We start from the raw sequence: 25000 nt of genomic DNA, 5'->3' as shown, positions 1-25000 counted from the left end.
AGGGAGGAAGGAATGACTGACGCATTGGGGTTCAGCCCCGACCCGCAGGTCCGCACCAACAGCCTGAAGATCGGCTGCATCGGCGCAGGCATGATCATGGCCGAATGCCATCTGGCCGCCTACAAGCAGGCCGGCTTCCCGGTCGCGGCCATCGCCAGCCGCACGAAGTCGCGGGCGGAAGCCGTGGCCAGCCGTTGGGGAATCCCGAAGGTGCATGACACGCCCGAGGCGCTGATCGCCGACCCTTCGGTCGAAATCCTCGACATCGCCTATCCGCCCGACCAGCAGCCCGGCCTGATCCGCGCCGCGCTGAAACAGCCGCACATCAAGGGCATCCTCGCGCAGAAGCCCCTGTCGCTGACGCTGGACGAGGCCATCGCGCTCCGCAACGAGGCCGAAGCGGCGGGCAAGGTGCTCAGCGTCAACCAGAACATGCGCTACGACCAGTCGATGCGCGTGCTGAAGCAGATCCTCGACCGGGGCGACCTGGGTGAGGTGGTCTTTGCCCAGATCGACATGCACGCGATCCCGCACTGGCAGGATTTCCTGAAGGGTTATGATCGTCTGACGCTGGCCAACATGTCGGTGCATCACCTGGACGTGCTGCGCTTCCTGTTCGGCGACCCGACCGAAATCACCACCCAGACCCGCACCGACCCGCGCACCGCCTTCGACCACAAGGACGGCATCACCGTGTCCACCCTGCGCTTCCCCTCGGGCGTGCTGGCGGTGAGCCTTGAGGATGTCTGGTCCGGCCCCCGCGCCGAAGGCTATGACAACGACCAGCACATCTCATGGCGCGTCGACGGCACCGAAGGCGTGGCCAAGGGCACCATCGGCTGGCCCACCGGCGCGGCCTCGACGCTCAGCTATGCCAGCCGCAAGACCACGGGCGGCAAATGGGTGGAGCCCAAGTGGGAGACCATGTGGTTCCCCCATGCCTTCATCGGCGTGATGGAACAGCTGCAACACGCCATCGCCACGAAGACCGCGCCCGCGCTGTCGGTGGCCGACAACGTCAAGACGGTCGCGCTGATCGAGGCCGGATACCGGTCGATGGCGGAAGGCCGCACCGTGAAACTGTCCGAAATCTCAACGAACTGACGGGAGGAGACCCAGACCATGATGCACGCAGGCATCTTCACCGGTTACTACCCCTATGGCCTGAAGGAAACCGCGCAGCGGATCCAGAAACAGGGCTTCACCACGGTCCAGCTGGACCTGCATTTCAAGGATGTCGACCTTGGCCCCGGCCAGATCACGGCCGCCAAGGCCAAGCTGGTGCGCGACACGTTCCGCGACCACAACCTGCCGATCTGCTGCATCTCGGGCTATACGAACATCGTCCACCCCGACAAGGAAGAGCGGGCGCGGCGCGTGGGATATCTGAAAGAGATCATCCGCAACGCCCGCGCCTTCGGCACACCCTATGTCATCTCGGAAACCGGGACCTTCAACACCGAAAGCGACTGGGTCCACCATCCGAAGAACAAGACGGAAGAGGGCTTCGAGGATTGCCGCAAGGTGATCGCCGATCTGGCGCAGACCGCCTATGACCATGGCGCGGTGTTCCTGCTGGAAACCTACGTCAACAACGTGGTGGGTTCGGTCGAAGAGACGGTGAGGATGTTCGCGCAGGTGGACCATCCGGGCCTGGGCCTCCTGATGGACCCGACCAACTACTTCGAGACCCACAACATCGACCGCATGGACCAGATCCTGAACCAGGTCTTCGACACGCTGACCCAGCATATCAAGATCGCCCATGCCAAGGATGTGAAGCGGTCGGGCGACGACAAGAGCGAAAAGCACGCCGACATCGGCGACGAGGACGCGCTGGAATCCCACACCTTCCGCGGCGTGGGCGAGATCGAGCTTCCGGCGCCCGGCCTAGGCTCGCTGAACTATGACCTGTATCTGAAGCGGCTGTCGGAAAAGCACCCGAACATCCCGGTCATCATCGAACACCTCGACGAAAGCGACATTCCGCGCGCCAAGGCGTTCCTGGACGGCAAGTTCAAGGCCAACGGCCTGTGACAGCATCGGGTCGCGGGCTAACTTCAGCCCGCGACCACTCACGGAGACGAAGATGCCCGAGCTTTACGGCCAGACCCTTTCCGCCCGCGCGCTGGCTGAACGCGGCGGCAGCCTCGCAGCCTTTGCCGGCGTGCGGCTGGTGACGCTGGCCGACGGGCTGGAACGCGGCGTCCGGATGCTGGAGTTCCGCACCGGAACCGGGCTGCGCTTCACCGTCATGGTGGACCGGGCGATGGACATCGCCGAAGTCGAACACAAGGGCCGCGCCATCGGCTGGCATTCACCCACCGGCTTCCGCAACCCCGCGCTTTTCGAGCCAGAGGGCGAGGACGGGCTGGGCCTGATGCGGTCGTTCACCGGCTTCCTTGTCACCTGCGGGCTGGATCACATCCTGGGTTCGGAAACCGTGCCGGCGCTGAACTACAACTACCCCCGCCGGTCCATCGCGCCGCAGGGCCTGCATGGCCGGGTCAGCCAGATCCCGGCGCGCCTGACCGGCTATGGCGAAACCTGGCACGGCGACCGCTGCGTCCTCTGGGCCGAAGGCGTGGTGGTCCAGGCGGCGCTGTTCGGCGAGGTGCTGCACCTGCACCGCCGGATCGAGGCCGAGGTGGGCGGCAACGAAATCCGCCTGACCGACCGGGTGGTGAACGCAGGCTTCGCGGTCACGCCGCACATGTTCTTCTACCACGTAAACCTCGGCTACCCGCTGTTGGACGAAGGCAGCCGCTACCTCGCCCCCATCCGCGATGTGATCTGGGCCGCCCATACCGGCCGCTACCGCGACCAGGGCGTCGGCTACCGCAACATGTCCGGCCCCCGCATGGGCTTTGCCGAACAGGTCTGGGCGCATGACATGGCCGCCGATGCCGCGGGCGAGGTCCGCGTGGCCCTGCTGAACGACCGTCTGGCCCTGGGTCTGGAAATGACCACCCGCGCCGACCAGTTGCCCTGTGCCTATCAATGGCAGAACCTTCAGGCCGGCCAGTATGTGCTGGGCATCGAGCCGTCAACCCACCACGTCCTGGGCAACACCGCCGCGCGCGACCGGGGCGAGATGATCTGGCTGCGCCCCGGCGAGACGCGCGACTATCAGGCCCGCTTCACCGTGCTGGATGGGACAGAAGCCACCGCCGCGGCCGAGGCGCGCATCCGCGCCATCCACGGCCAGCCGGCCGATGACTATCCGGCCCCCTCGGGCCATTTCCCGCCCCTGACCGGGCGCTGGCAACCCGACACCTGAGACAGAAAGGGACCGATGCGATGACCGCAATGGCCGACCCGCCCCATATCCGCGACTATTCCCTGACCGGTGCGGACACTTCGCGCGCCAAGGACGCGGGCCTTGCCAACGCCGACTGGTACCACACCGAAGTACCGCGCAAGGCGATGAAGGAGCTGATGCAGCGCACGGACGGCCCGGCGATCCGCGACACGCTGCTGTGGTTCGCCCTGCTCGCCGGCAGCGCCTGGGGTGGCATCGCCTTCTGGGGCACCTGGGGATGCGTGCCGTTCTGGGTGGTCTATGGCGTAATGTACGGCTCGGTCTGCGACTCGCGCTGGCACGAATGCGGGCACGGCACCGCCTTCAAGACCAGCTGGATGAACGATGTGGTCTATCAGATCGCCAGCTTCATGGTGGTGCGCAACCCGGTCAGCTGGCGCTGGAGCCACGCCCGCCACCACACCGACACCATCATCGTCGGCCGCGACCCCGAGGTCGCCTGCAAGCGCCCGCCCAATGTCTTCCGCCTGATGATGGCCTATGCCGGCGTGCTGGACATGATCGATTCCGTCAAGGTTCTGGCCCGCAACGCCGCCGGAAAGCTCTCGGATGACGAAAAGGACTACATTCCAGCCAGCGAATGGGGCAAGGCAATCTTCGCCGCCCGTGTCCACATGGCGATCTATGTCGCGACCGTGCTCGCGGCGCTGATCTGGCAGTCCTGGATCCCGCTCATGCTCATCGGCCTGCCGCGCATCTATGGCTGCTGGCACATGCTGATCACCGGGCTGATCCAGCATTGCGGCCTGGCCGAAAACGTCACCGACCACCGCCTGAACAGCCGCACGGTCTACATGAACCCGGTCAGCCGGTGGATCTACTGGAACATGAACTATCACGTCGAACACCACATGTTCCCCATGGTCCCCTATCACGCGCTGCCAAAGCTGCACGAGCTGATCAAGCACGACCTGCCCGCGCCGAACCCCTCGATCTGGGATGCCTACCGCGAGGCGATCCCGGCGGTTCTGCGGCAGGCAAAGGATCCCGAATACGCCTATCGAAAGCCGCTGCCGCCCACGGCGCGGCCCTACAAGGAGACTGTTGTTCATGGCTGACTGGGTTGCCGTCTGCGACGAGGATGACATCGACCCCGAGGATGTGCTGCGCTTCGACCACGGGGGCCGGACCTTCGCGGTCTATCGCGATCCCTCGGGCGCGCCCTTCGCCACGGATGGCCTGTGCTCGCACGAGCGCGTCCACCTCTGCGACGGGCTGGTGATGGGCGACCAGATCGAATGTCCAAAGCACAATGGCCGCTTCAACTACAAGACCGGGGCCGCACTCCGCGCGCCGGTCTGCGTGAACCTTGCCACCTATCCGGCCCGCGTCTCGGGCGGCCGGATCGAGATCCTGATCTGAGGGAAGCCCCATGCCCCGCAAGCGCCCCACTGTTGCCGACCTGCGCGCCCTGAAGGGCAAGCGGCAGCTGACCATGCTGCGCATCTTCACCCTGGACGAGGCCGCCGCGGCCGAGGAAGCGGGCATAGATATCGTCTCCGCCCCGATCGAGCTGGTTGCCCATCCCCGCTACCGCGAGGTCGCGCCCGGCCTCTTCTCGATGACCGGGGTCGATCACCGCGAGGCCGGCACGCGCGACGACTACCTGCGCTTCTCGCTCAAGGCGCTCATGGCGGGGGCGGATGCGATCTACTGTTCCGGCGGCCTGGGCACGGTGAAGTTCCTCGCCGATGAACATGTGCCGGTGGTTGGCCATGTCGGTCTCGTGCCCTCCCGCGCCACCTGGACCGGCGGGTTCAAGGCGGTGGGCAAGACCGCCGACGCGGCCTTTGCACTGTACGAAGAGTGTCTCGCCTACGAAGCCGCCGGCGCCTTCGCGGTGGAAATCGAGGTCGTCCCCGATGCGGTGGCGACAGAGATCAGCCGCCGCCTGCCGGGGCTTCTTCTGTGGTCCATGGGCTCGGGCGCGGGCTGCGACGTGCAGTACCTCTTCGCCATGGACATCCTGGGCGACCACAAGGACCACATGCCGCGCCATTCCAAGGTCTACCGCAACTTCGCCGCCGAATACGAACGGCTGCAACGCGAACGGGTGGCCGCCTTCTCCGAATTCCGCCGCGACGTGGAAACCGGCGCCTTCCCCGAGGACCGCTATCTGGTGAAGATCGACGAAGCCGAACTCGCCGCCTTCCGCGCCCGCCTGCCATGACCCGTTTCGGCATCGTCACCGGCGCGGCCAGCGGCATCGGCCGCGCCGTGGCACAGGCGCTGCGCGCCGAGGGGGCCGAAGTTCTGGGCATAGACCGGGCCGATGGTCCCGGCCTCGCCGCCATCGACCTGTCGCGCGCCGATGCCGGCGAGGCGGTGCTGGCGGCGGCAGGGCGCGACGCCGATTTCCTGGTGAACGCGGCAGCGGTGTTCCATTCGGGCGACCTGGACCTCACAGACTCGGCCGCCTGGGACAGGCTCTACGCCGTCAACCTGCGCGCGCCCTACCTGCTGGCGCGGTCGCTGGCGCCCGGCCTTGCCCGGCGCAAGGGGGCCATAGTCAATGTCTCTTCGGTCAACGCCATCCGCAACGCCCGCGCGAACTTGGCCTATGACAGCCTGAAAGCCGCGCTCGACCATATGACCCGCGGTCTGGCGCTGGACTTGTGGGAAAAGGGCGTCCGTGTGAACGCGGTCGCGCCGGGGGGAACGGCGACGCAGGGTCTGAACGACTGGCTGACCCAGGCCAGCCACCTGACCGACCGCCCGGATGCACAGGCCATCGCGGCGCAGGTCCAGGCCAATGTCTTTGCCGCACCCGAGGATATTGCGAACATCGTGGCGTTCCTCCTGTCGCCCGCATCCCGCTGGATCAACGGTGCCGTCATCACCGCCGACAATGCGCTGCACCTGCGCGCGGGGCAGGGCTGACCCGCCGCGCCTCAGGCCACGCCAAGGTTGCGGTTCAGCGCATTGGTCAGGTGGCGGGCCATCGCCATTTCGGCCGCGGTCTCGTCGCGCCGCAGGCAGGCCGCCAGCACCTCGCGGTGTTCGGCCACCGAAACCAGGGCCGCCCGGGGGAACTCTGCTGCCCGAACCTTGATGATCCGCGCCATCAGCTGCAGCCGCCGGTAAGAGGCATCCACAAGCTCGTTGCCAAGGCACGCCACGATCGGCGAGTGGAATTCCACCTCAAGCTCGGACAGCTGGGCCGAGACATTGGCGTTCGGATCGGCCGCCCTGAACTCCTCTGCGGCGGCATCGTGCTGCACCAGCATGCCCCGCAGCACCGCCTCGGGCGCGGTAAGCGCAAAGGTGCGGGCGGCCTGCCGTTCGATGATGGCGCGGAACTGGAAGGTGGCGCGCACCAGGTCGGTCGAGGGGCGGATAACCTCGATCCCCGACCGGGGATGCACGGTCAGGATGCCATCCGCCTCCAGCACCTTCAGCGCATCGCGGACCGGGCCGACGGGGATACCCGTCACTTCGGTCAGCTCTCCCTGGCTCAGCCGCGCACCCATCGGAAGCCGCGCGTCGAACAGCGCCTGAAGGATGCGTTCATAGGCCAGGTCAGACAGCAAAGGCGCGGGGTCACGGGCTTTCATGTCCTCAGGCTAACGCCGGGCTTGCGGCGGGGCAATAGATGTGCAAGCGTAACTGATAAATCAGATGAAGATTCTGACATGATCAAGAAGCTACCTGCCGCAATCACAGACTTCCGCCTGACCCGGTTCCAGTTCCGGCGCGACCGGGTGATCGGCGACAGCCAGGTGCGCTTCGAAGACTTCAACGGCTTCGCGCTGGAATTGCGCGACGGGGCAGGGCACTGGGGCCTGGGCTTCGGCCATTCCATGTGGGATCCGCTTCCCCCTGTCGCGGCGATGGAGGCGAGCTTCACCGCCCATCTCTGGCCGGGGCTGGAAGGGCGCGTTCCCGCAGCCCTGATCCACCGGATCGACCGCCCGCGCGGCGGCAACCAGCGCGATTCGGCCCATGGCTTCGGCGAGGCGCTGCAGATCGCGCTCTGGGATCTGGCCGCGCAACAGGCCGGCCTGCCGCTTTCCGACTACCTCGGCGGCACGCGCCGCCGCGCCCCGGTCTATGCCAGCGGGCTCGACTATCATATGTCGGATGCCGAATTCTCCGCCTTCTTCACCCGCGCTGCCGACCTCGGTTTTCCGGCCTTCAAGATCAAGGTGGGCCATCCTGACCCAGAACGCGACCTGCACCGGCTGGACCTCCTGCGCGCCGCCGTGGGGCCGAAGGCGGGCGTCATGGTCGATGCGAATGAGGCCTGGTCGGCCAAGGAGGCCGCCGCGCGACTGTCCCTGTTCCATCGGGCGGGCCATCACCTGATCTGGGTCGAAGATCCGATCCTGCGCACCGATTTCGACGGGCTGAAGGCTTTGTCCGCCGCCGCGCCCTGGACCCAGATCAATTCCGGCGAGTATCTCGATGTCTCGGGCCGGGCCCGGCTTCTGATGGCGCGGGCGACCGACATCATCAACGTTCACGGCCGCATCACCGAGGTGATGCACACCGGCTGGCTGGCCGCCGAACTGGGCATCCCGGTCGCCCTCGGCAACACCAACCTGGAGCTTGGCGTGCACACCGCCTGCGCCCTGCCGGAAGTGCCCTGGCTCGAGTATTCGTTCCAGAACTACGACCACCTGGTCGAAGAACCGTTCCGCATCGAGGGCGGCTTCATCCATGTGCCCGACCGGCCCGGACTTGGCCTGACCCTGTCATCCGCCGCGCGCGGGCTCTGGTCGGCCCCGGTTCCCCTGCGCCCCGAGGAGATGCGCCAGGGACCCGACTGCCTTCTGTTCAGCAAGACCTCCCGCAGCGCCGCAACGGCCTGACGGGTCAACCAATCAGGGAGGAGGACCCCGATGAAACTGAAGATGCTGCTTGCCGCCACGGCCATGGTTCTGGCCAATGCCGCCGCCGCGCAGGAACTGACGGTCTGGGACTGGAAATCCGGCGATCCGGCCGCCGCAACCTACATCGAGGCCGCGAAGAAGGAATTCGAGGCCGCCCATCCCGGCGTGACGGTGAACTTCGTCATGCAGCCGCATGACCAGTATTACACCCTTCTCGGCACCGCCCTTTCCGCGGGCTCCGGGCCGGATGTCTTCCTCGTCCACGGCGGCGCGCAGGCGAAAAGCCGCGCCGATGCCCTGGCCGACCTGACCGCGCAATCGGCGGGTCTCGCGGGCCTGGCCGATTTCACCGCCGACAGCGGTGCCGTCGTGGCCCTGCCCATCACCATCCAGGGCTTCACCGTCTATTACAACAAGGCCCGCTACACCGAGGCGGGGCTTGACCCGGCCAACCCGCCCAAGACCTGGGACGAGCTCAAGGCCGCCTGCGAGGCGATCAAGGCCAAGGGCGCCGTGCCCTGCTTCGCCATGGGCAACAAGGAAGGCTTCGGCGCCGAATTCTTCCTTTCCTCCCTCGCAGCCTCGATGCTCACGCCCGAGGAACAGGCCGCCTTCGCCAAGGGCGAGCTGAAATGGTCCAGCCCGAAGATGAAGGCCATCCTGCAAGCCTGGGTCGATACCCAAGCCTGGGGTTGGTACGAAGAGGGCGCGAACTCGATGCCCAAGTTCATGGACGAATACGAGATGTTCATGCGCGGCGACGCGGCCAACACCATCGGGCTTCTGTCCGACGTGGCGCACTGGAAGCAGTTCGACGACATGCTGGGGGCCGAGAATGTGGGCGCCTTCCGCCACCCGGCGCCCGAGGCCGTGGTGTCGGGCACCGACGGTGGCCCGATGATGCCTCTGGCCGGCGGCATCGGCTACGGCGTGAACAAGGCAGGGGCCAACGCGGCGCTGGCCACCGAACTGGTGCAGGTGCTGGCCGCGCCCGGCCCGATCGCCGTCTTCGCCGCCGACGCGGGCATCCTGCCCGCAAACCCGGCGGTCGATACCTCGGGCCTCAACAGCCCGACGCTGGCCACGATCCTGCCCTGGACGGCCAGCGCCGCCGCGCCGATGGCGCATGCCAACTCCTCGCCCGAGGAGCTGGAGGAACTGCACCGCCAAAGCCAGCTTCTGCTGAACGGCGAAGTCACGGTTGACGACGCGGCCGCGCGGCTGGACGAAGTCCAGGCCAAGGCCCACGGCGGCTGAACGGAAAGGGGGGTGCCGGGCCGACCGGCACCCCCGCATCGGGGGAAAAGGCCATGACTGTCGGAAAGGAAGAACGCCGGGTTGCGTTCCTGTTTCTTGCGCCCGCGCTGATCCTTGTCGTGGCCTTCCGCATCGTGCCCCTGATCTGGGGCGCGCACCTGTCGCTGACCGACGCCCGGGGCATCACGCCCGGCGCCTTCATCGGCCTCGACAATTACCGCGAGCTTGTCACCGACCCTGCCTTCCGCGACTCGATCTCCAACACGCTCCTGCTGATCGCCACCCTGCCGGTCTGGATCACCGTGCCAATGCTGCTGGCGATCCTCATCCACCAGGGCGTGCCGGGCGGGCGCTTCTACCGCGCGGTCTATTTCTTCCCCGCCATCCTGTCCTCGGTCATCGTCGGCTCGATCTTCAACGTCCTGCTGCGCCGCGACGGCCAGGTGAACGAGCTGCTTGGCCTTCTCGGCATCGCGCCATTGGACTGGCTGGGCAATTCCTCCACCGCGCTTCTGTCGCTGATCGCGGTGCAGCTTTGGGCCACCTTCGGCATGTCGGTGCTGATCTTCCTCGCGGGCCTCTCCACCGTTCCGTCTGAGATGATCGAGGCCGCGCGACTGGATGGCGCGCGCCTGCGCCACCTGATCTGGTTCATCATCATCCCCACGCTGCGGCCGATCATCGAATTCGTCGCCGTCGTCACCACCATCGGCGTGCTGACCTCGATGTTCGGGCTGATCTACGTCCTCACGGCAGGGGGGCCGGGCACGTCCACCACGCTGCCGGAATTCCTGATCTGGATCGAACTCGGCAAGCTGAACCGCCCCGGCTACGCCGCCGCGATTTCCATGGTGCTGTTCGCCATCATGGCCGGCCTCGCCTGGCTGCAGATCCGCATCATGTCGAGGAATGTCCATGTCTGAGCACGATCATGTCTGACCGCCGCCCCGGCAGCCGGCTGACGCTGTGGGCCTTGGCCCTGCCCATGATGCTGATCGCGATCAGCTGCATCTATCCGATGCTGTTCGCGCTGAACAACTCGTTCAAGACGAACAAGGGCTACATCCTCGACCGCTTCGGCCTGACCACCGACCCGACCTTCGCCAACTATGTCCAGGCCTGGACACGGTCGAACCTCGACAGCTACTTCCTCAACTCGGTCATCGTGACCCTTGGCGCGGTGTTCTGCCTTCTCGTTTCCGCCTCGCTGGCGGGCTTCGCCCTCGCCGTGCTGCGCTTTCCCGCCCGCAAGCTGGTGTTCATCGTCATCCTCGCCTCGCTGATGATCCCGGTGCAGGTCGTGCTGGTGCCCTTCTACAAGACCATCATCGGCATCGGTCTCCTGAACACGCGGACCGGGCTGATCCTGTCCTACACCGCCTTCTTCCTGCCCTTCTCGGTCTACCTCATGACCGCCTTCTACGCGGGTCTCCCGCGTGAACTGACCGAGGCCGCCCGGATCGACGGCGCCCGGTTCTGGCAAGTCTGGTGGCATGTCATGCTGCCCATGGGCACGCCCGCACTCATCACGCTTGGCATCCTGAATACGCTTTACTGCTGGAACGACGTGCTGATCTCGCTTCTGGTCCTGCAGGACAAGCGCACGCTCATGGTCGGCATCGCGGCGCTGCGCGGCGAATACACTACCAACGTGCCGCTCCTCACCGCGGGCATCGTTCTGGCGGCGGCGCCCATCGTTCTCATCTACATCGTCTTCCAGCGCCGCATCGTGACGGGCATCGCCGCTGGCGCGGTCAAGGGATAACCCATGTCGGAACTGGTTCTTTCGGGCGTTACCAAGTCCTTCGGCGGGGCCGAGGTCATCAAGGGCGTGGATCTCGCCATCGAGAAGGGCGAGTTCGTGGTCTTCGTCGGCCCGTCGGGCTGCGGCAAATCCACCCTCCTGCGCATGATCGCCGGGCTGGAAAGCGTCTCGGGCGGCACCATCGCCATCGGCGGCCGCGCCGTCACCGATGCCGAACCCTGGGACCGTGGCATCGCCATGGTGTTCCAGTCCTACGCGCTTTACCCCCACATGACCGTGGCCGAGAACATGGGCTTCGCGCTTCGCCTGCAAGGCGTTCCCCCGGCTGAACGGCGGAAGGCCGTGGAACAGGCCGCCCGCATCCTCCAGATCGAGCCGCTTCTGGACCGCAAGCCCGCGCAACTGTCGGGCGGGCAGCGCCAGCGCGTCGCCATCGGCCGCGCCATCGTGCGCCAGCCGCGCGTCTTCCTGTTCGACGAGCCGCTCTCGAACCTCGACGCCGAACTCCGCGTCCAGACAAGGATCGAGATCGCGCGCCTTCACCGGCAGCTCGGCGCGACGATGATCTATGTCACTCATGACCAGGTCGAGGCCATGACACTGGCCGACCGCATCGTGGTGCTGCGCGGGGGCCGCATCGAACAGGTCGGCCGACCGACCGATCTCTACGACGACCCCGACAACGCCTTCGTCGCGGGCTTCATCGGCAGCCCCAAGATGAACTTCCTGTCCGCCCGCGTGCTGGGCCCGCGTACCGTGCAGGTGGCGGGCCAGACGCTTGACCTGCCTCACCTTCGCGACGCCCTGCCGCAGGGGCGCGACCTCCAGCTTGGCATCCGCCCCGAACACATCGGCTCGGGCACGGGCCTGGCCCTGACGCTGGCGATTGACGTGGTCGAACAGCTGGGTGCCACGGCCTATGTGATCGGTGCGCCGCAACCGGGCCTGACCCTTGTGGCCGAGGCCCGGGGTTTGAGGCCGCAGGTCGGCGACAGCCTCACGGTGCATCTGCCCCCTGCCCAGGTGCTTCTCTTCGACGAGACCGGCCGCCGCCTGCGCTGACACCGGGGCCGATCCTGCGGGAAACCGGAACCTGGCGGCGCCTTACGGGTCGCTGACCAGATAGGTTTCGCGCATCTGCCGGGGCGACAGGCCATAGGCTGACCGGAACTGGTGGTAGAACTGGCTGATCGAGGAAAAGCCGGAATTCTCGGCCACCGAGGCAATGGCGATCGAGCTTTCCACCAACAGCGCCCGCGCCCGCATCAGCCTCATGCGGATGACGAACTGCTTCAAGGGCATCTTCATCACCCGCGTGAACAGCGCCTGCGCATAGTTCTCGTGCAGCCCCGTGACCTTTGTGATGTCGGCATTGGCCAGGGGCTGGTCCAGCGTCTCCAGCGCCACCCGCACCATGGCCACCACATGCCGGATATGCGCCGAAGACAGCGCCCGGTCCCCCTCGCCCTGGTGGGCCGGCGGCACCAGATACTCCGGCTCTTCCAGCAGCACCCGCCGGAACAGCGCGTTCAGCTCCATCTTCACGATCTCGGACCGCTCGAAATCCCCGCTGCGGTAATCCCCATACCAGCGCCGCACCTGATCGGCCGAACACAGCGCCTCGGGCAGCGTGATCATGCCCCCGCCCAAGAAGGCCACCTGCAGCGCCATGATGTGGTTCATCATCAGGAACGCATCCAGCGGCAGGTAGATGTTGCACAGCTGCGCCGCCCCCGGCCCCACCCGCCTGATGCTGCGCAACTGGTGCGGGATCCCCGCCCAGAACAGCGTCAGCCGGTTGGCCGGCACCACGATCTCGCGGCCGTCCACATTGTAGTCCATCTCCAGGTCGATCGGAAAATTCGCCTCGATATGCCCATGCCAATGCGGCTGCGTCATCACCACCGGGTCAAAGATCCGGATGCCGAACCGCCCGAAGGCCCGGGTCGTGGAATAGAAATGCCGCTCATGCGCCGGCGTCGGCGCCACACGCTTCGCTGCGGCCTTCCCTTTGCCCGCTGACTGCACCATCGCCCCTGACCTTAGAAAACCGGAAAACTATCTGGCAATCCGACATTGCCGGAATCCGTCACGATTCGCATCCTGATTGCACTTGCCGGCTGGCGGAGGAGCCGCCCGCGCAAGTCACGAACAAACGGCACATGACCCGGCCGGGTCCATCCGGCCAAGGGAGGACACATGAAACCACATCTCCGGCGCGCCGCCTGGGCGGCGCTCATGCTGGGTGTTTCCGCCGTGGCAGTGCAGGCCGAAATGGCCGCGCCCACCACGCCCCCGGACCCGCCCAAGTTCGACGCTCAGGGCGAGCCCGTCTTCGTCAACCGCGCCGACATCCTGGAATACAAGGCCCTGCCGGCCTATTCCCAGCCCGAATGGGTCGCCGCCTTCGAGGCCGCCGGCAAGCTGCCGCCGCTGGCCGAACGCCTGCCCAAGGAACCGCTGGTCTACAAGACCGCCAACATGCCCGACGGCGCCGGCACCTACGGCGACGTGATGCGCCACGTCATCGGCGGCCGTCCCGAGGGCTGGAACTACTGGGCCGGCCAATCCTACGGCTGGGGCGGCATCGACATCGGCCTTGTCGAATGTCTCACCCGCACCGGCCCCCTGTTCGAGGTCAACGCCGCCGACCTGCAGCCCTTGCCCAACCTCGCCAAGTCCTGGGAATGGTCCGAGGATGGCAAGACCCTCACCGTCCACCTGATCGAGGGCGCGAAGTGGTCCGATGGCGATCCCTTCGATACCGAAGACATCGACTTCTACTGGAACGGCATCATCCAGGATGCCGAGATCACGCCGCTGAACGGCGCCACGGCGGCCACCTATGCCAATGCGACGCTCACCGTCGTCGATTCCTACACCTTCACGATGAGCTTCGACACGCCCTTCCCGGAATCGGTGCTCTACGCCATGGCCTATGGCAACTTCTGCCCCGGCCCGTCGCATGTGCTGAAACCCAAGCACCCGAAATACGGCGGCGAAAGCTACGAGGCGTTCCAGAAGGCCTTCCCCTCCGACTACATGAACTTCCCCACCCTGGGCGCCTGGGCCATTGTGGAACACCGGCCCGACGACATCGTCGTGCTGCGCCGCAACCCCTATTACTGGAAGGTCGATGAAACCGGCCAGCAGCTGCCCTACCTGGACGAGATGCACTATCGGCTCTCCACCTGGGGCGACCGCGACGTGCAGGCTGTGGCCGGCACGGGCGACTTCTCGAACCTCGAACAGGCGGAAAACTACGTCGAAAGCCTGAAGAAGGCCGCCGATCCCAACTCGCCCGCCCGCCTGGCCTTCGGCCCGCGCACCATCGCCTATACGATGTACCCGAACCTGTCGGGCAACGGCTGGGGCGAACCCGATGCGCGTGCCCAGGCCGTGCGCGAACTGAACCGCAACCTCGATTTCCGCAAGGCCATCAGCTACGGCCTTGACCGGCAGCGTCTGGGCGACAGCCTCGTGAAGGGCCCGTTCACGACGATCTATCCCGGTGGCCTCGTGCCCGGAACCTCGTTCTACGACCAGGCCTCCACCGTCTACTACCCCTACTCGGTCGACAGCGCGAAAGAGGCGCTCAAGGCCGCGGGTCTGGAAGACACCGATGGCAACGGCTTCGTCAACCTGCCGGGCGGCGAGGATCTGAACGTGGTCCTTCTCAGCCAGTCCTCCTATGCCACCGACAAGAACCTCGCCGAAGGCGTGGTGGCCATGATGAGCGACATCGGCGTGAAGGCGACGCTCAGCCTGCTGGACGGCAAGGATTTCGACAACGCCCGCGACAGCGGCAAGTTCGACTGGATCGTCCTGCGCAACGGCACCGAGCTGATCACCGTGGTTCAAAGCACGGCCCAGCTGGCGCCCACCGGCCCCAGCACCGACTGGAACCACCGGGCGAACGGGGCGGGCGAGCTTGACCTGCTGCCGCACGAAACGCAGATGGTCGAACTGGTCAACGGCTTCATCGGCACCCAGGATGCCGCGCAGCGCATCGAGCTGATGAAGCAGTTCCAGAAGGTCTATACCGAAAACCTCGACGGCATCGGTCTGACCGCCTATCCGGGCGCGCTCATCATCAACAAGCGCTTCGCCAACATCCCGGCGGGGGCACCGATCTTCATGTACAACTGGGCCGAAGACAACATCATCCGCGAGCGGGTGTTCGTCCCCGAAGACAAGCAGATCGACGCCGAACTGCACCCCGACACCCTCCCGGGCAAGCCCGGCGAAGCGGGGCCGGTCAAGGCGAACTGACGGGTTCCTCCCGGCTGACGGGCAGGCAGGCGATCGCCTGCCCGTCTCTTTCCCCCACCATCCTTTCCCGACCAGAGGCGCGTGATGCTGCGATTCATAGGAATCCGCATTCTCCAGGCGATCCCGGTGCTGATCGTGATGTCCATCATCACCTTCATCATCATCCAGGCTCCGCCCGGCGACTATGCGGACTTCATCCGCACCAACATGATCACCCAGGGCAATGCCACGGTCGAAGCCGCCAATGCCGCGGCCGAGAAATACCGCGAGGATCACGGCCTGAACGATCCGCTCTTCGTCCAGTACATGCGCTGGATGTGGGGCATCGTCTCGCGCGGCGATTTCGGCATGTCCTATGCCTACAACCGCCCGGTCGCCGAAGTGGTGGCGCAGCGCCTTCCGGCGACCATCGCCATCGCGCTGACCTGCCACTTCCTGGCCTCGCTCCTCGGTATCTCCTTCGGCATCATCGCCGCCACCCGCCAGTACACCTGGGTCGACACGACGCTCTCGATCATCTCCTTCCTGGGCATGACCGTGCCGCGCTTCCTGATGGCGCTGATCCTGATCTACATCCTGGCCTACAAGCTGAACGTGCAGGAAATCGGCTCCTTCTTCTCGTCGAAGTACGGCGGCCAGCCCTGGTGGAACGGCTTTCTCGATTTCAACTGGGCCAAGTTCTGGAACCTGATCCAGCATGTCTGGCCGGTCATTGCCGTCGCCACCTTCGGGGGCCTCGCCTACAACATGCGCGTCATGCGGGCCAACCTCCTAGACACGCTGAACGCCCAATATGTCGAAACCGCCCGCGCCAAGGGGCTCAGCGAAGGCGCCGTCGTCATGCGCCACGCCGTGCCCAATGCGCTGCACCCGCTCGTCGCCTATCAGGGCGTTGTGCTGCCCTACATGCTGACCGGCGAGATCGAGGTCGCCATCGTCTTCGGCCTCGCCACCATCGGCCCGGCCATCGTGGGCTCCATGGCCATCGGCGATGTCTATGTGACCGCGACCCTGCTTCTGGTGCTCGGCGCCACGCTCATCATCGGCAACATCATCGCCGACCTGCTGCTGGCGGTCCTTGATCCGCGCATCCGTGTGGGGGCAGACGCATGACCACCGCGCCCGAACTCCCCGAAGCCCCCGACATGGCCGAGGCCATCGACGCCCGCGTCACCACCGGCTCGACCACCAGCCAAAGCTACCGCGCCCTCGTCTGGCGCCGCTTCCGCCGCTCCACTCCCGGCATGATCGGGCTGGTGCTTGTGACACTTCTCATGCTGACCGCCATCTTCGCCGAGTTTGTGGCGCCGATGGACCCGAACGTGAACACCACCTCCTTCGCGCCGCCCGACAAGATCAGCTTCTTCACCAAGGACGGCTTCACGCTCCGCCCCGTCGCCTATGCCACGGTCGAGGGCGAGGAACTGGACCCCATCACCTTCCAGCCGCTGATCGGGCCGGACTATGACAACCCCCGTCCGCTCGTGCTTTTCGCCAAGGGCACGCCCTATCTGATGTGGGGCTTCATCCCCTGGGATCGCCACCTGATCGGCGTGGCCGATGGCTCGCCCCTGCATCTGCTGGGCACCGACAAGCTGGGCCGCGACATCCTCTCGCGCGGCGTCTATGGCAGCCGCATCACGCTGATGATCGCGCTGGTCTCGATCTCGCTCATCACGCTTCTGGGCACGCTTCTCGGCATCACCTCGGGCTACATTGGCGGCAAGTTCGACCTCTGGTTCCAGCGTTTCGTCGAGGTGATCCTCGCCTTCCCGCAACTGCCCCTGTATCTGGCGCTCACCACGCTGATCCCGCCCACCACGGCCAGCTGGAAGTTCATCGGCTTCGTGATCCTCGTCATCGCCGGCCTTGGCTGGGCGCAGCTCTCGCGCGAGGTGCGGTCCAAGACCATGGCGATGGCCCGCATCGACTATGTCCGCGCCGCCCAAGCCATCGGCGCCAGCGACGGGCGTATCATCACCCGCCACATCCTGCCCAACGTCACCAGCCATGTCATCGTGGCCGTCACGCTCGGCATCCCGGCCATCGTCCTCCTGGAAAGCTTCCTCGGCTACCTCGGCTTCGCCGTGAAGCCGCCGCTCATCTCCTGGGGCCTCATGCTGCAAGACGCCGGCACCTTCTCGGTGATCGGCTCCTACCCCTGGATCCTTTCCCCCGTCGGCTTCGTGCTGATCGCCGTCTTCGCCTTCAACGCGCTCGGCGACGGGCTGCGCGATGCCATCGACCCCTATTGAGGCGCCCCACATGACCCATCACAGCGCCCCCCAGGATATCGTCATCGACGCCCGCAACGTGGGTGTGACCTTCAAGGTGGACGGCGGTTCCGTCGAAGCCGTCCGCAACGTCTCGTTCCAGCTCCACCGCGGCCAGACCATCGCCCTGGTGGGCGAGTCAGGCTCCGGCAAGTCCGTCACCGCCCGCGCCGTGATGCGCCTCCTGTCGAAACGCGCCCGCGTCTCGCCCCAGACCGTCATCACCTACGGCGGCAAGAACATGGCCACGCTCAGCGACCGCGACATGCGCCGCCTGCGCGGCAACCGGCTCACCATGATCTTCCAGGAGCCGATGTCTTCGCTGAACCCGGTCTACACCATCGGCCGCCAGATCGCGGAAATCCTGCGCATCCACCAGAAGATGACCCGCGCCCAGGCCCTTGCCCGCGCGGTCGAGCTTCTGCGCAAGGTCCAGATCCCCGACCCCGAAGCCCGCGTCCGCCAGTACCCCCACCAGCTCTCCGGCGGCCAGCGCCAGCGCGTCATGATCGCCATGGCGCTGGCCAACAACCCCGACGTGCTCATCGCCGATGAACCCACCACCGCGCTCGACGTCACCGTCCAGGCCGAAATCCTGAACCTCATCAAGGCGCTGAAGGCCGAAACCGGCATGGCCGTGGTGCTCATCACCCACGACCTCACCGTCGTCCGCCAGTTCGCCGACCACGTCTACGTCATGCAGCACGGCGAGGTGCGCGAGGAAGGCCCGACCGAACAGGTCTTCACCAACCCGCAGAATCCCTACACCAGACGCCTCCTCTCCTCCGAACCCAAGGGCCGCGCCAACCCGGCCGAGGTGACGGACGAGATCGTGATGCAGGGCCGCGGCGTCCGCGTCACCTACACGCTCAGGAAGGGCGGCGCGTTCCGCGGCACCTACTACGACCTGCAGGCGGTGGACGGCCTCTCGCTCACCCTCCACCGCGGCGAAACCCTGGGCCTTGTGGGCGAATCCGGCTCGGGCAAGACAACCTTCGGCCAGGCGCTGATGCGGCTCAACACGCTCACCGCCGGCGAGGTGGATTTCCTGGGCACCCGCATCGACGGCTTCGACCGCAAGGCGATGAAGCCGCTGCGCAAGCAGATGCAGATCGTCTTCCAGGACCCCTTCGCCAGCCTCAACCCCCGCATGTCGGTGCGCCAGATCATCGAGGAAGGCCTCATCGTCAACGGCATCGGCTCCTCCGGGTCAGACCGCCTCGCCCGCGTGAGCCAGGCGCTGCGCGACGCGGGGCTCCCCGACACCATCCTCAACCGCTTCCCGCACGAGTTCTCCGGCGGCCAGCGCCAGCGCCTCGCCATCGCCCGCGCCATCGCGCTGGAACCGGAATTCATCCTCCTGGACGAACCCACCTCCGCCCTAGACCTCTCGGTCCAGGCCCAGATCATCGAACTTCTGCGCAAGCTGCAGCGCGACCGCGGCCTCAGCTACCTCTTCATCAGCCACGACCTGAAGGTCGTCCGCGCCCTGTGCCACCGCGTCATCGTCATGCAGCACGGCCGCATCGTGGAACAGGGCCCGGTCGACCGCGTGCTGGAAGACCCGCAAACCGACTACACCCGCCGTCTTGTCAAGGCGGCCTTCGACATCGCAACCTGAGGACATCATGGCCAAACCCGTCATCACCTTCATCGGCGCCGGCTCGACCGTGTTCACCAAGAACATTGCCGGCGACATCCTGCAACGCCCCGCGCTGGCCCAGGCCGAAATCCGGCTGATGGACATCAACCGCGAGCGGCTGGAAGAATCCGAAATCATCGTCGGCAAGCTGGCATCCACCCTTGGCGGCAAGGCCAGCGTCAAGACCTACACCGACCAGCGCCGCGCGCTCGATGGTGCCGATTTCGTGGTGGTCTGCTTCCAGATCGGCGGCTACGACCCCTGCACCATCACCGATTTCGAGGTGCCCAAGAAATTCGGCCTGCGCCAGACCATCGCCGACACGCTCGGCATCGGCGGCATCATGCGCGGCATCCGCACCGTGCCGCATCTCTGGGCGATCTGCGAAGACATGATGGCCGTCGCCCCGAACGCCATCATGCTGCAATATGTCAACCCGATGGCCATCAACACCTGGGCCATCGCCGCGAAATATCCGAAAATCAAACAGGTGGGCCTCTGCCATTCGGTTCAGGGAACCGCATACGAACTGGCGCGCGACCTCGACATCCCCGTCGAAGAAATCCGCTACAAGGCCGCCGGCATCAACCACATGGCCTTCTACCTCACCTTCGAACACCGTCAGGCTGACGGCAGCTATCGCAACCTCTATCCCGATCTGGTCAAGGGCTACCGTGAGGGCCGCTTCCCCAAGCCCAGCCACTGGAACCCGCGCTGCCCCAACAAGGTGCGCTATGAAATGCTCACCCGGCTCGGCTACTTCGTCACCGAGTCGTCCGAGCACTTCGCCGAATACACGCCGTGGTTCATCAAGCGTGACCGCCCCGACCTGATCGAACGCTTCGGCATCCCGCTGGACGAATATCCGGTGCGCTGCGTCGAACAGATCGCCCGCTGGAAGAAGGAAGCCGCCGCGCTCAAGGCCGCCAACACGGTCGAGCTGAAGGAAAGCCACGAATACGCCAGCCAGATCGTGAACTCGGTCGTCACGGGCGAGCCTTCGGTGATCTACGGCAACCACGGCAACCGCGGCTTCATCCCGCAACTGCCCGATGGCTGCGCGGTCGAAGTGCCCACCCTGGTCGATCACATGGGCCTGCAACCCACCGTCGTCCATGACATCCCGCCTCAGCTGATCGCGCTGATGCGCACCAACATCAACGTGCAGGATCTCACGGTGCAGGCGCTGCTGACGCAGAACGTCGATCACATCTACCACGCCGCCATGCTCGATCCGCACACCGGGGCAGAGCTCGACCTCGACCAGATCTGGCAACTCACCACAGACCTTCTCGCCGCCCATGGCGACTGGCTGCCGGAATGGGCGCGGGTGCAGGCGCGCAAGGCGGGGTAAGGCAGATGGGGCAGGGCGGCTGGCCGGGACATATCGTCATCGTCGGCGGCGGCACCGCCGGCTGGCTGGCCGCCATGATGCTGTCGGATGTCGCGTCGCGGAAATCTCCCGCGACGCGCATCACCGTCATCGAATCCTCGAAGATCGGCGTCATCGGCGTGGGCGAAGGCTCAACGGCGGTGTTCCGCCAGATGCTGCGCCACTTCAAGCTCGACGAGGAGGAATTCCTGCGCGAGACCGGCGCCACCATCAAATACGGCATCCGCCACCGCGACTGGCGGCGGCTTGGCCACAGCTATGACGGCCCGATCGACGATCCGCATCTGGTCGCCCCCGGCGTGCCGCTGGATGCCTATGCCGTGGCCGCGGGCCGCCCGGTGGTCGAGGCGCATCTGTTCCAGCACCTTCTGCGAGGCAACCGCGCCCCGGTCGCCGATGTGGGCGGAAGGTCCGTGCCCGCCGGCCCTTTCCAGCACGCCTACCACTTCGACCAGGCCCTTGTCGGCGCCTGGCTCCGGCGCAAGGCCAAGGGCATCGCGCTGATCGACGATCAGGTGCAGGGCGTCCAGACGGGTGAGGGCGGCATCACCGCGCTGACCCTCGAAAGCGGCCAGCGCGTCGAGGGCGATTTCTTCCTCGACTGCACCGGCTTCCGCCGCGCTCTGGTGGGCAAGCTCGGGGCAGACTGGCTCAGCTACCGCGACGTGCTGCCGGTCAACCGTGCCATGCCCTTCTGGGTGGACATCGGGGAAGACGAGGAAATCGCCCCCTGCACCCTCGCCTGGGCACAAAAGGCCGGATGGCTCTGGTGGATCCCGACGCAGGGGCGCTACGGCGCGGGCTATGTCTATTCCGACGCCCATACCACGCCGGATGAGGCCAAGGCCGAGATAGAGGCAGCCTTGGGCCATGAGATTCACCCCCGCAACGACATCCGCATCGAGGCCGGCCGTCTGCGCGACGCCTGGATCGGCAATTGCGTGGCGGCAGGCCTGTCGTCCTCGTTCCTCGAACCGCTGGAGGCGACCTCTATCCACGGCACCATCGTGCAGATGATGATGCTGGCCGAATGGATGGGCACGCCCGGCGGGCGCGACCACTACAACGCCGCCGTGGCGACCCAGGTGGACGATTTCCGCGACTTCATCCGCCTGCACTATGTCAGCGAACGGCGCGACTCCGCCTTCTGGCGCGACGTGGCCGAAACCCATCCGCAGGTGGTGAAGGACCGCCTCGCGCTCTGGCAGACCAAGACCCCGTCACGAGACGATTTTCCCCGCTTCCCGCCGGGGATGGAGCATCTGCACCTCGCCCATGTGCAGGAACAGCTCTACGTCCCCGTGCTCGATGGCCTGGGGCTCCTGAACCGCGAAGCGGCCCGCGCCGAAATGGCCGCGCGGCCAAAGGACCGCGACCGCGCCCGCGCCACCCATGCCCAGCTTGTCACCGAATACAGCCGCGCCGCCACCCGCTGCCTGCCCCACCGCGCCTGGCTGCAATCTCTGGCCGCCTGAGCCGCGGGGCGGATTCTCTGCGAAAATCCGCGGGCGATCCAATTAAGCTGGTTCGCCCCCCCTGCGGGACGGACGCGCTTGCGCACCCCGGCCCGCTGGAAGTCCTGCCGGTGCTCACCTCGCTCCACGCCCCCTGCTTCTTCTGTTAACAAATATCCCACGGGGCTCCGGGGGTGTGAAACCCCCGGTTCTCCCCCAGCCACAGGCGGAACCTCTCATCGAGAGAAATTCCTTAAGTCCAAGTTAATTCGCGCCCGCAACCACTTGAAAACAATGAACCCGGACAAGCGTCCGAGCTCGGACGCCTAAACCGCCCCGGCCCGCGTGGCCCTCAATTCCAGGGGTGCCACCCCCCTTTCCCGCCGCAGGACCTTGGCCAGGTAGTTCCCGTCGGCAAAGCCCGTGGCCCGGGCGATCTCCCCCACCCCCATCTCGGTCGCCAGCAGCAGCCGCTCCACCCGCTCCAACCGCCGGGCCCGCACGAAGTCCGAGGGCGGCATCCCCAGGGCCGCCCCGAAGACCCGCACGAAATGGGCCCGGCTCAGCCCCGCCACCGCCGCCAGCCGCTCCACCGTCAGGGCCTCCCCCAGGTGCGCCTCCACATGGGCCACCACCCGCGCCATCCCCGGCGGCAGCGCCGGCGCCGCCCGCCCCCCGAAGGCCGCGTCCGCCAACGCCGCCATGGCCCCGTACCCAAGTGCCGAGACCTCCCCCGCCGTCGGGCCGGGCGTCGTCAGCAGGGACAGACAGGCCCCCGCCAGCCGGTCCACCACCGCGGCCTCCGGCTCCAGCACCGGCCCCGCCACCGCCAGCACCTCCCGCGCCAGCCGCAGCGCCTCCCGACCCGAAAGAAGCAGCCAGAAATACTCCCACTCCCCCCCGCGCTCCAGCCAGTAGCGATGGGCATGGGGCATGGTCACCACCATGCACTGTCCGGGCCGCAGCCGGTAGCGCACCCCCTCGTACTCCAGCCGCCCCTCCCCCAGCACTGTGTGCTGGATCACCAGGAACGGCTGCGTCCCCCGCTTCATCCCGTCCCAGGAATAGACCTCCGCCCGCCGCTCTTCATACCCCGCCGCCACCGCCGCGCAGTGCAGCGCCGCCAGGTCGCGGGGAAGGCCGGAGTTGCGGATGTCGTGGCCGTGGGCCAGCAGGGCGGACAGCATGAGATTCCCCGGACGGGCACAACTTCTCCCTACACCGCGCACATGCACGGGCCTAGCCTTTACGCAAGCGAACAGGAGGGGAGGAGCCCATGTCGTTCCGCATCACCATCATCGGCGCAGGCAGTGTCGGGTTCACGAAGAAGCTGGTCTCGGATCTCCTGAAAGTCCCCGAGTTTGCCGACGTCGAATTCGCCCTGACCGACATCAACGCCCACAACCTGGACATGGTGGCCCAGATCATCCGGCGGATCGTCGAGGTGAACAACCTGCCCACGAAGGTCACCGCCACCACCGACCGCCGCGCTGCGCTGGAGGGTGCGCGATATGTGATGAACGTGGTCCGCATCGGCGGGCTGGAGGCTTTTGAATCCGACATCGCCATCCCGCTGAAGTACGGCGTGGATCAGTGCGTCGGCGATACGATCTGTGCCGGCGGCATTCTCTATGGCCAGCGCGGCATCGCTGCGATGCTGGATTTCTGCAAGGACATCCGCGAGGTCGCAGCCCCCGGCGCGCTGATGCTGAACTATGCCAATCCGATGGCGATGATGACCTGGGCAGCCATCGACCATGGCAAGGTGAACACGGTGGGCCTGTGCCACGGCGTGCAGAACGGCCACCGGCAGATCGCCCGCGCGCTTGGCCTGCCGATGGTAGAGGTGGACATCGTCTGCTCGGGCATCAACCACCAGACATGGTACCTGGATATCCGCCACAAGGGCCGTCAGATCAGCCGCGAGGAACTGATCGCCGCCTTCGAGGTGCACCCGGTCTTTTCACAACAGGAGAAGGTCCGCATCGACGTGCTGAAGCGGTTCGGGTTCTACTCGACCGAATCGAACGGTCACCTGTCGGAATACCTGCCCTGGTACCGCAAGCGTCCCGAACAGATCCTGGACTGGATCAGCCTTGACGACTGGATTCACGGCGAGACCGGCGGTTACCTGCGCTACAGCACTGAAAACCGCAACTGGTTCGAGACCGACTTTCCGGTCTTTCTGGAAGAAGCCGCGAAGCCCTTGTCAGAGTACGAACGGACCGACGAACATGCCTCGCATATCCTGGAGGCGCTGGAGACGGGGCGCACCTACCGCGGGCATTTCAACGTCAAGAACGGCGGCACGATCACCAACCTGCCGTCCGATTGTATCATCGAGAGTCCCGGGTTCGTCGATCGCTTCGGCATCAACATGGTCGAGGGCGTGACCCTGCCCCTGGCCTGCGCCGCGACCTGCTCGACCAGTGTGAACGTGCAGCGGATGAGCGTTCAGGCGGCGGTCACCGGCGATGTCGACCTGTTGAAGCTCGCCGTGCTGCACGATCCGCTGGTGGGCGCGATTTGCACGCCGGAAGAGGTCTGGCAGATGGTGGACGAGATGCTGGTCGCCCAGGCGAAGTGGCTGCCCCAGTATGCCCATGCCATTCCCGAGGCGCGGGAGCGTCTGAATGCGCCGAAGGTTGCCACACGCGACTGGCGTGGCGCTGCGCGCAAGCTTGTGCGGGGGGTCGAAGAACTGCGCGCCGCGAAGGAGCGCAAGGCGGCCAGCGACCTGGGCACGAAGATGATGAGTTGAGACCTCGGCTGCGGCTCGGCCATGTCCGG

General features: G+C 66.2%; 22 protein-coding genes. 19 read left to right on the top strand and 3 right to left on the bottom strand.

Annotated features, from left to right (window positions below; translation table 11 throughout):
• Positions 1-12: 12 nt before the first annotated feature.
• From JO391_RS13615 to JO391_RS13585, 7 genes are read left to right on the top strand one after another with little or no spacing between them, the layout of a single operon-like run.
• Positions 13-1104: a Gfo/Idh/MocA family protein gene (locus JO391_RS13615; protein WP_220661017.1), complete on the top strand. Its 1092-nt coding sequence runs from the start codon at positions 13-15 to the stop codon at positions 1102-1104.
• An 18-nt stretch (positions 1105-1122) separates the two neighbouring features.
• Positions 1123-2037 carry a sugar phosphate isomerase/epimerase family protein gene (locus JO391_RS13610; protein WP_220661016.1) on the top strand — a complete coding sequence of 305 codons (915 nt, stop codon included), beginning with the start codon at positions 1123-1125 and terminating at the stop codon, positions 2035-2037.
• A 52-nt stretch (positions 2038-2089) separates the two neighbouring features.
• Positions 2090-3280 (top strand): aldose 1-epimerase family protein, encoded by a 1191-nt coding sequence (locus JO391_RS13605; RefSeq protein ID WP_220661015.1) that lies wholly within the window; start codon positions 2090-2092, stop codon positions 3278-3280.
• 20 nt (positions 3281-3300) lie between these two features.
• Positions 3301-4380, top strand: coding sequence for a fatty acid desaturase family protein (locus tag JO391_RS13600; RefSeq protein ID WP_259444700.1), 1080 nt, complete (start codon positions 3301-3303; stop codon positions 4378-4380).
• On the top strand, positions 4373-4684 hold the full coding sequence (locus JO391_RS13595; RefSeq protein WP_220661014.1) for a MocE family 2Fe-2S type ferredoxin: 312 nt from the start codon (positions 4373-4375) through the stop codon (positions 4682-4684). The genes JO391_RS13600 and JO391_RS13595 overlap by 8 nt, the downstream gene beginning before the upstream one ends.
• 10 nt (positions 4685-4694) lie before the next feature.
• A complete protein-coding gene (locus JO391_RS13590; protein ID WP_220661013.1) occupies positions 4695-5492 on the top strand; it encodes a 3-methyl-2-oxobutanoate hydroxymethyltransferase in 798 nt (265 codons plus the stop codon).
• Positions 5489-6202 carry an SDR family NAD(P)-dependent oxidoreductase gene (locus JO391_RS13585; RefSeq protein WP_220661012.1) on the top strand — a complete coding sequence of 238 codons (714 nt, stop codon included), beginning with the start codon at positions 5489-5491 and terminating at the stop codon, positions 6200-6202. Before JO391_RS13590 ends, JO391_RS13585 begins: the two co-directional genes overlap by 4 nt.
• Positions 6203-6213: 11 nt before the next feature.
• On the opposite strand, the gene JO391_RS13580 is transcribed toward JO391_RS13585, so the two are convergent.
• Complete coding sequence (locus tag JO391_RS13580) at positions 6214-6876, bottom strand: GntR family transcriptional regulator (protein ID WP_220661011.1); 663 nt, start codon at positions 6874-6876, stop codon at positions 6214-6216.
• Positions 6877-6954: 78 nt separating this feature from the next.
• Here JO391_RS13580 and JO391_RS13575 point away from each other — a divergent pair, with 78 nt between their 5' ends.
• The 5 genes from JO391_RS13575 to JO391_RS13555 are packed head-to-tail and all read left to right on the top strand — an operon-like array spanning position 6955 to position 12238.
• Positions 6955-8133 (top strand): mandelate racemase/muconate lactonizing enzyme family protein, encoded by a 1179-nt coding sequence (locus JO391_RS13575; protein ID WP_220661010.1) that lies wholly within the window; start codon positions 6955-6957, stop codon positions 8131-8133.
• Between the two features lie 30 nt (positions 8134-8163).
• Complete coding sequence (locus tag JO391_RS13570) at positions 8164-9411, top strand: ABC transporter substrate-binding protein (protein ID WP_220661009.1); 1248 nt, start codon at positions 8164-8166, stop codon at positions 9409-9411.
• 53 nt (positions 9412-9464) lie between these two features.
• A complete protein-coding gene (locus JO391_RS13565; protein WP_220661008.1) occupies positions 9465-10334 on the top strand; it encodes a carbohydrate ABC transporter permease in 870 nt (289 codons plus the stop codon).
• A gap of 8 nt (positions 10335-10342) precedes the next feature.
• Positions 10343-11176 (top strand): carbohydrate ABC transporter permease, encoded by an 834-nt coding sequence (locus tag JO391_RS13560; RefSeq protein ID WP_220661007.1) that lies wholly within the window; start codon positions 10343-10345, stop codon positions 11174-11176.
• Between the two features lie 3 nt (positions 11177-11179).
• A complete protein-coding gene (locus JO391_RS13555) occupies positions 11180-12238 on the top strand; it encodes an ABC transporter ATP-binding protein (protein ID WP_220661006.1) in 1059 nt (352 codons plus the stop codon).
• Between the two features lie 42 nt (positions 12239-12280).
• Here the strand turns inward: JO391_RS13555 and JO391_RS13550 are convergent, their stop codons facing one another.
• Complete coding sequence (locus JO391_RS13550; RefSeq protein ID WP_220661005.1) at positions 12281-13165, bottom strand: helix-turn-helix domain-containing protein; 885 nt, start codon at positions 13163-13165, stop codon at positions 12281-12283.
• Positions 13166-13375: 210 nt separating this feature from the next.
• Between JO391_RS13550 and JO391_RS13545 the strand changes: the two genes are divergently transcribed.
• The 6 genes from JO391_RS13545 to JO391_RS13520 all read left to right on the top strand — a co-directional run bounded on the left by JO391_RS13545 (position 13376) and on the right by JO391_RS13520 (position 22231).
• A complete protein-coding gene (locus tag JO391_RS13545; RefSeq protein WP_220661004.1) occupies positions 13376-15448 on the top strand; it encodes an ABC transporter substrate-binding protein in 2073 nt (690 codons plus the stop codon).
• Positions 15449-15532: 84 nt separating this feature from the next.
• Positions 15533-16561, top strand: a complete 1029-nt coding sequence (locus JO391_RS13540) for an ABC transporter permease (protein WP_220661003.1) — start codon at positions 15533-15535, stop codon at positions 16559-16561.
• On the top strand, positions 16558-17703 hold the full coding sequence (locus JO391_RS13535; protein ID WP_220661002.1) for an ABC transporter permease: 1146 nt from the start codon (positions 16558-16560) through the stop codon (positions 17701-17703). Before JO391_RS13540 ends, JO391_RS13535 begins: the two co-directional genes overlap by 4 nt.
• 10 nt (positions 17704-17713) lie before the next feature.
• Entirely contained in the window at positions 17714-19342 is a 1629-nt protein-coding gene (locus JO391_RS13530; protein ID WP_220661001.1) for an ABC transporter ATP-binding protein, read from the top strand.
• A gap of 7 nt (positions 19343-19349) precedes the next feature.
• The gene (locus tag JO391_RS13525) at positions 19350-20717 is read left to right on the top strand and encodes an alpha-glucosidase/alpha-galactosidase (protein WP_310795037.1); all 1368 of its coding nucleotides are present in this window, start codon (positions 19350-19352) and stop codon (positions 20715-20717) included.
• The gene (locus JO391_RS13520) at positions 20684-22231 is read left to right on the top strand and encodes a tryptophan halogenase family protein (RefSeq protein WP_220661000.1); all 1548 of its coding nucleotides are present in this window, start codon (positions 20684-20686) and stop codon (positions 22229-22231) included. The genes JO391_RS13525 and JO391_RS13520 overlap by 34 nt, the downstream gene beginning before the upstream one ends.
• 305 nt (positions 22232-22536) lie before the next feature.
• Here the strand turns inward: JO391_RS13520 and JO391_RS13515 are convergent, their stop codons facing one another.
• On the bottom strand, positions 22537-23397 hold the full coding sequence (locus JO391_RS13515) for an AraC family transcriptional regulator (protein WP_220660999.1): 861 nt from the start codon (positions 23395-23397) through the stop codon (positions 22537-22539).
• Between the two features lie 89 nt (positions 23398-23486).
• Between JO391_RS13515 and JO391_RS13510 the strand changes: the two genes are divergently transcribed.
• Entirely contained in the window at positions 23487-24971 is a 1485-nt protein-coding gene (locus JO391_RS13510; RefSeq protein WP_220660998.1) for an alpha-glucosidase/alpha-galactosidase, read from the top strand.
• Positions 24972-25000 lie beyond the last annotated feature (29 nt).

Source organism: Neotabrizicola shimadae, assembly GCF_019623905.1.
GTDB lineage: Bacteria > Pseudomonadota > Alphaproteobacteria > Rhodobacterales > Rhodobacteraceae > Neotabrizicola > Neotabrizicola shimadae.
The sequence above is the reverse complement of the archived record's forward strand: the minus strand, read 5'-3'. Positions and strand labels throughout refer to the sequence as shown.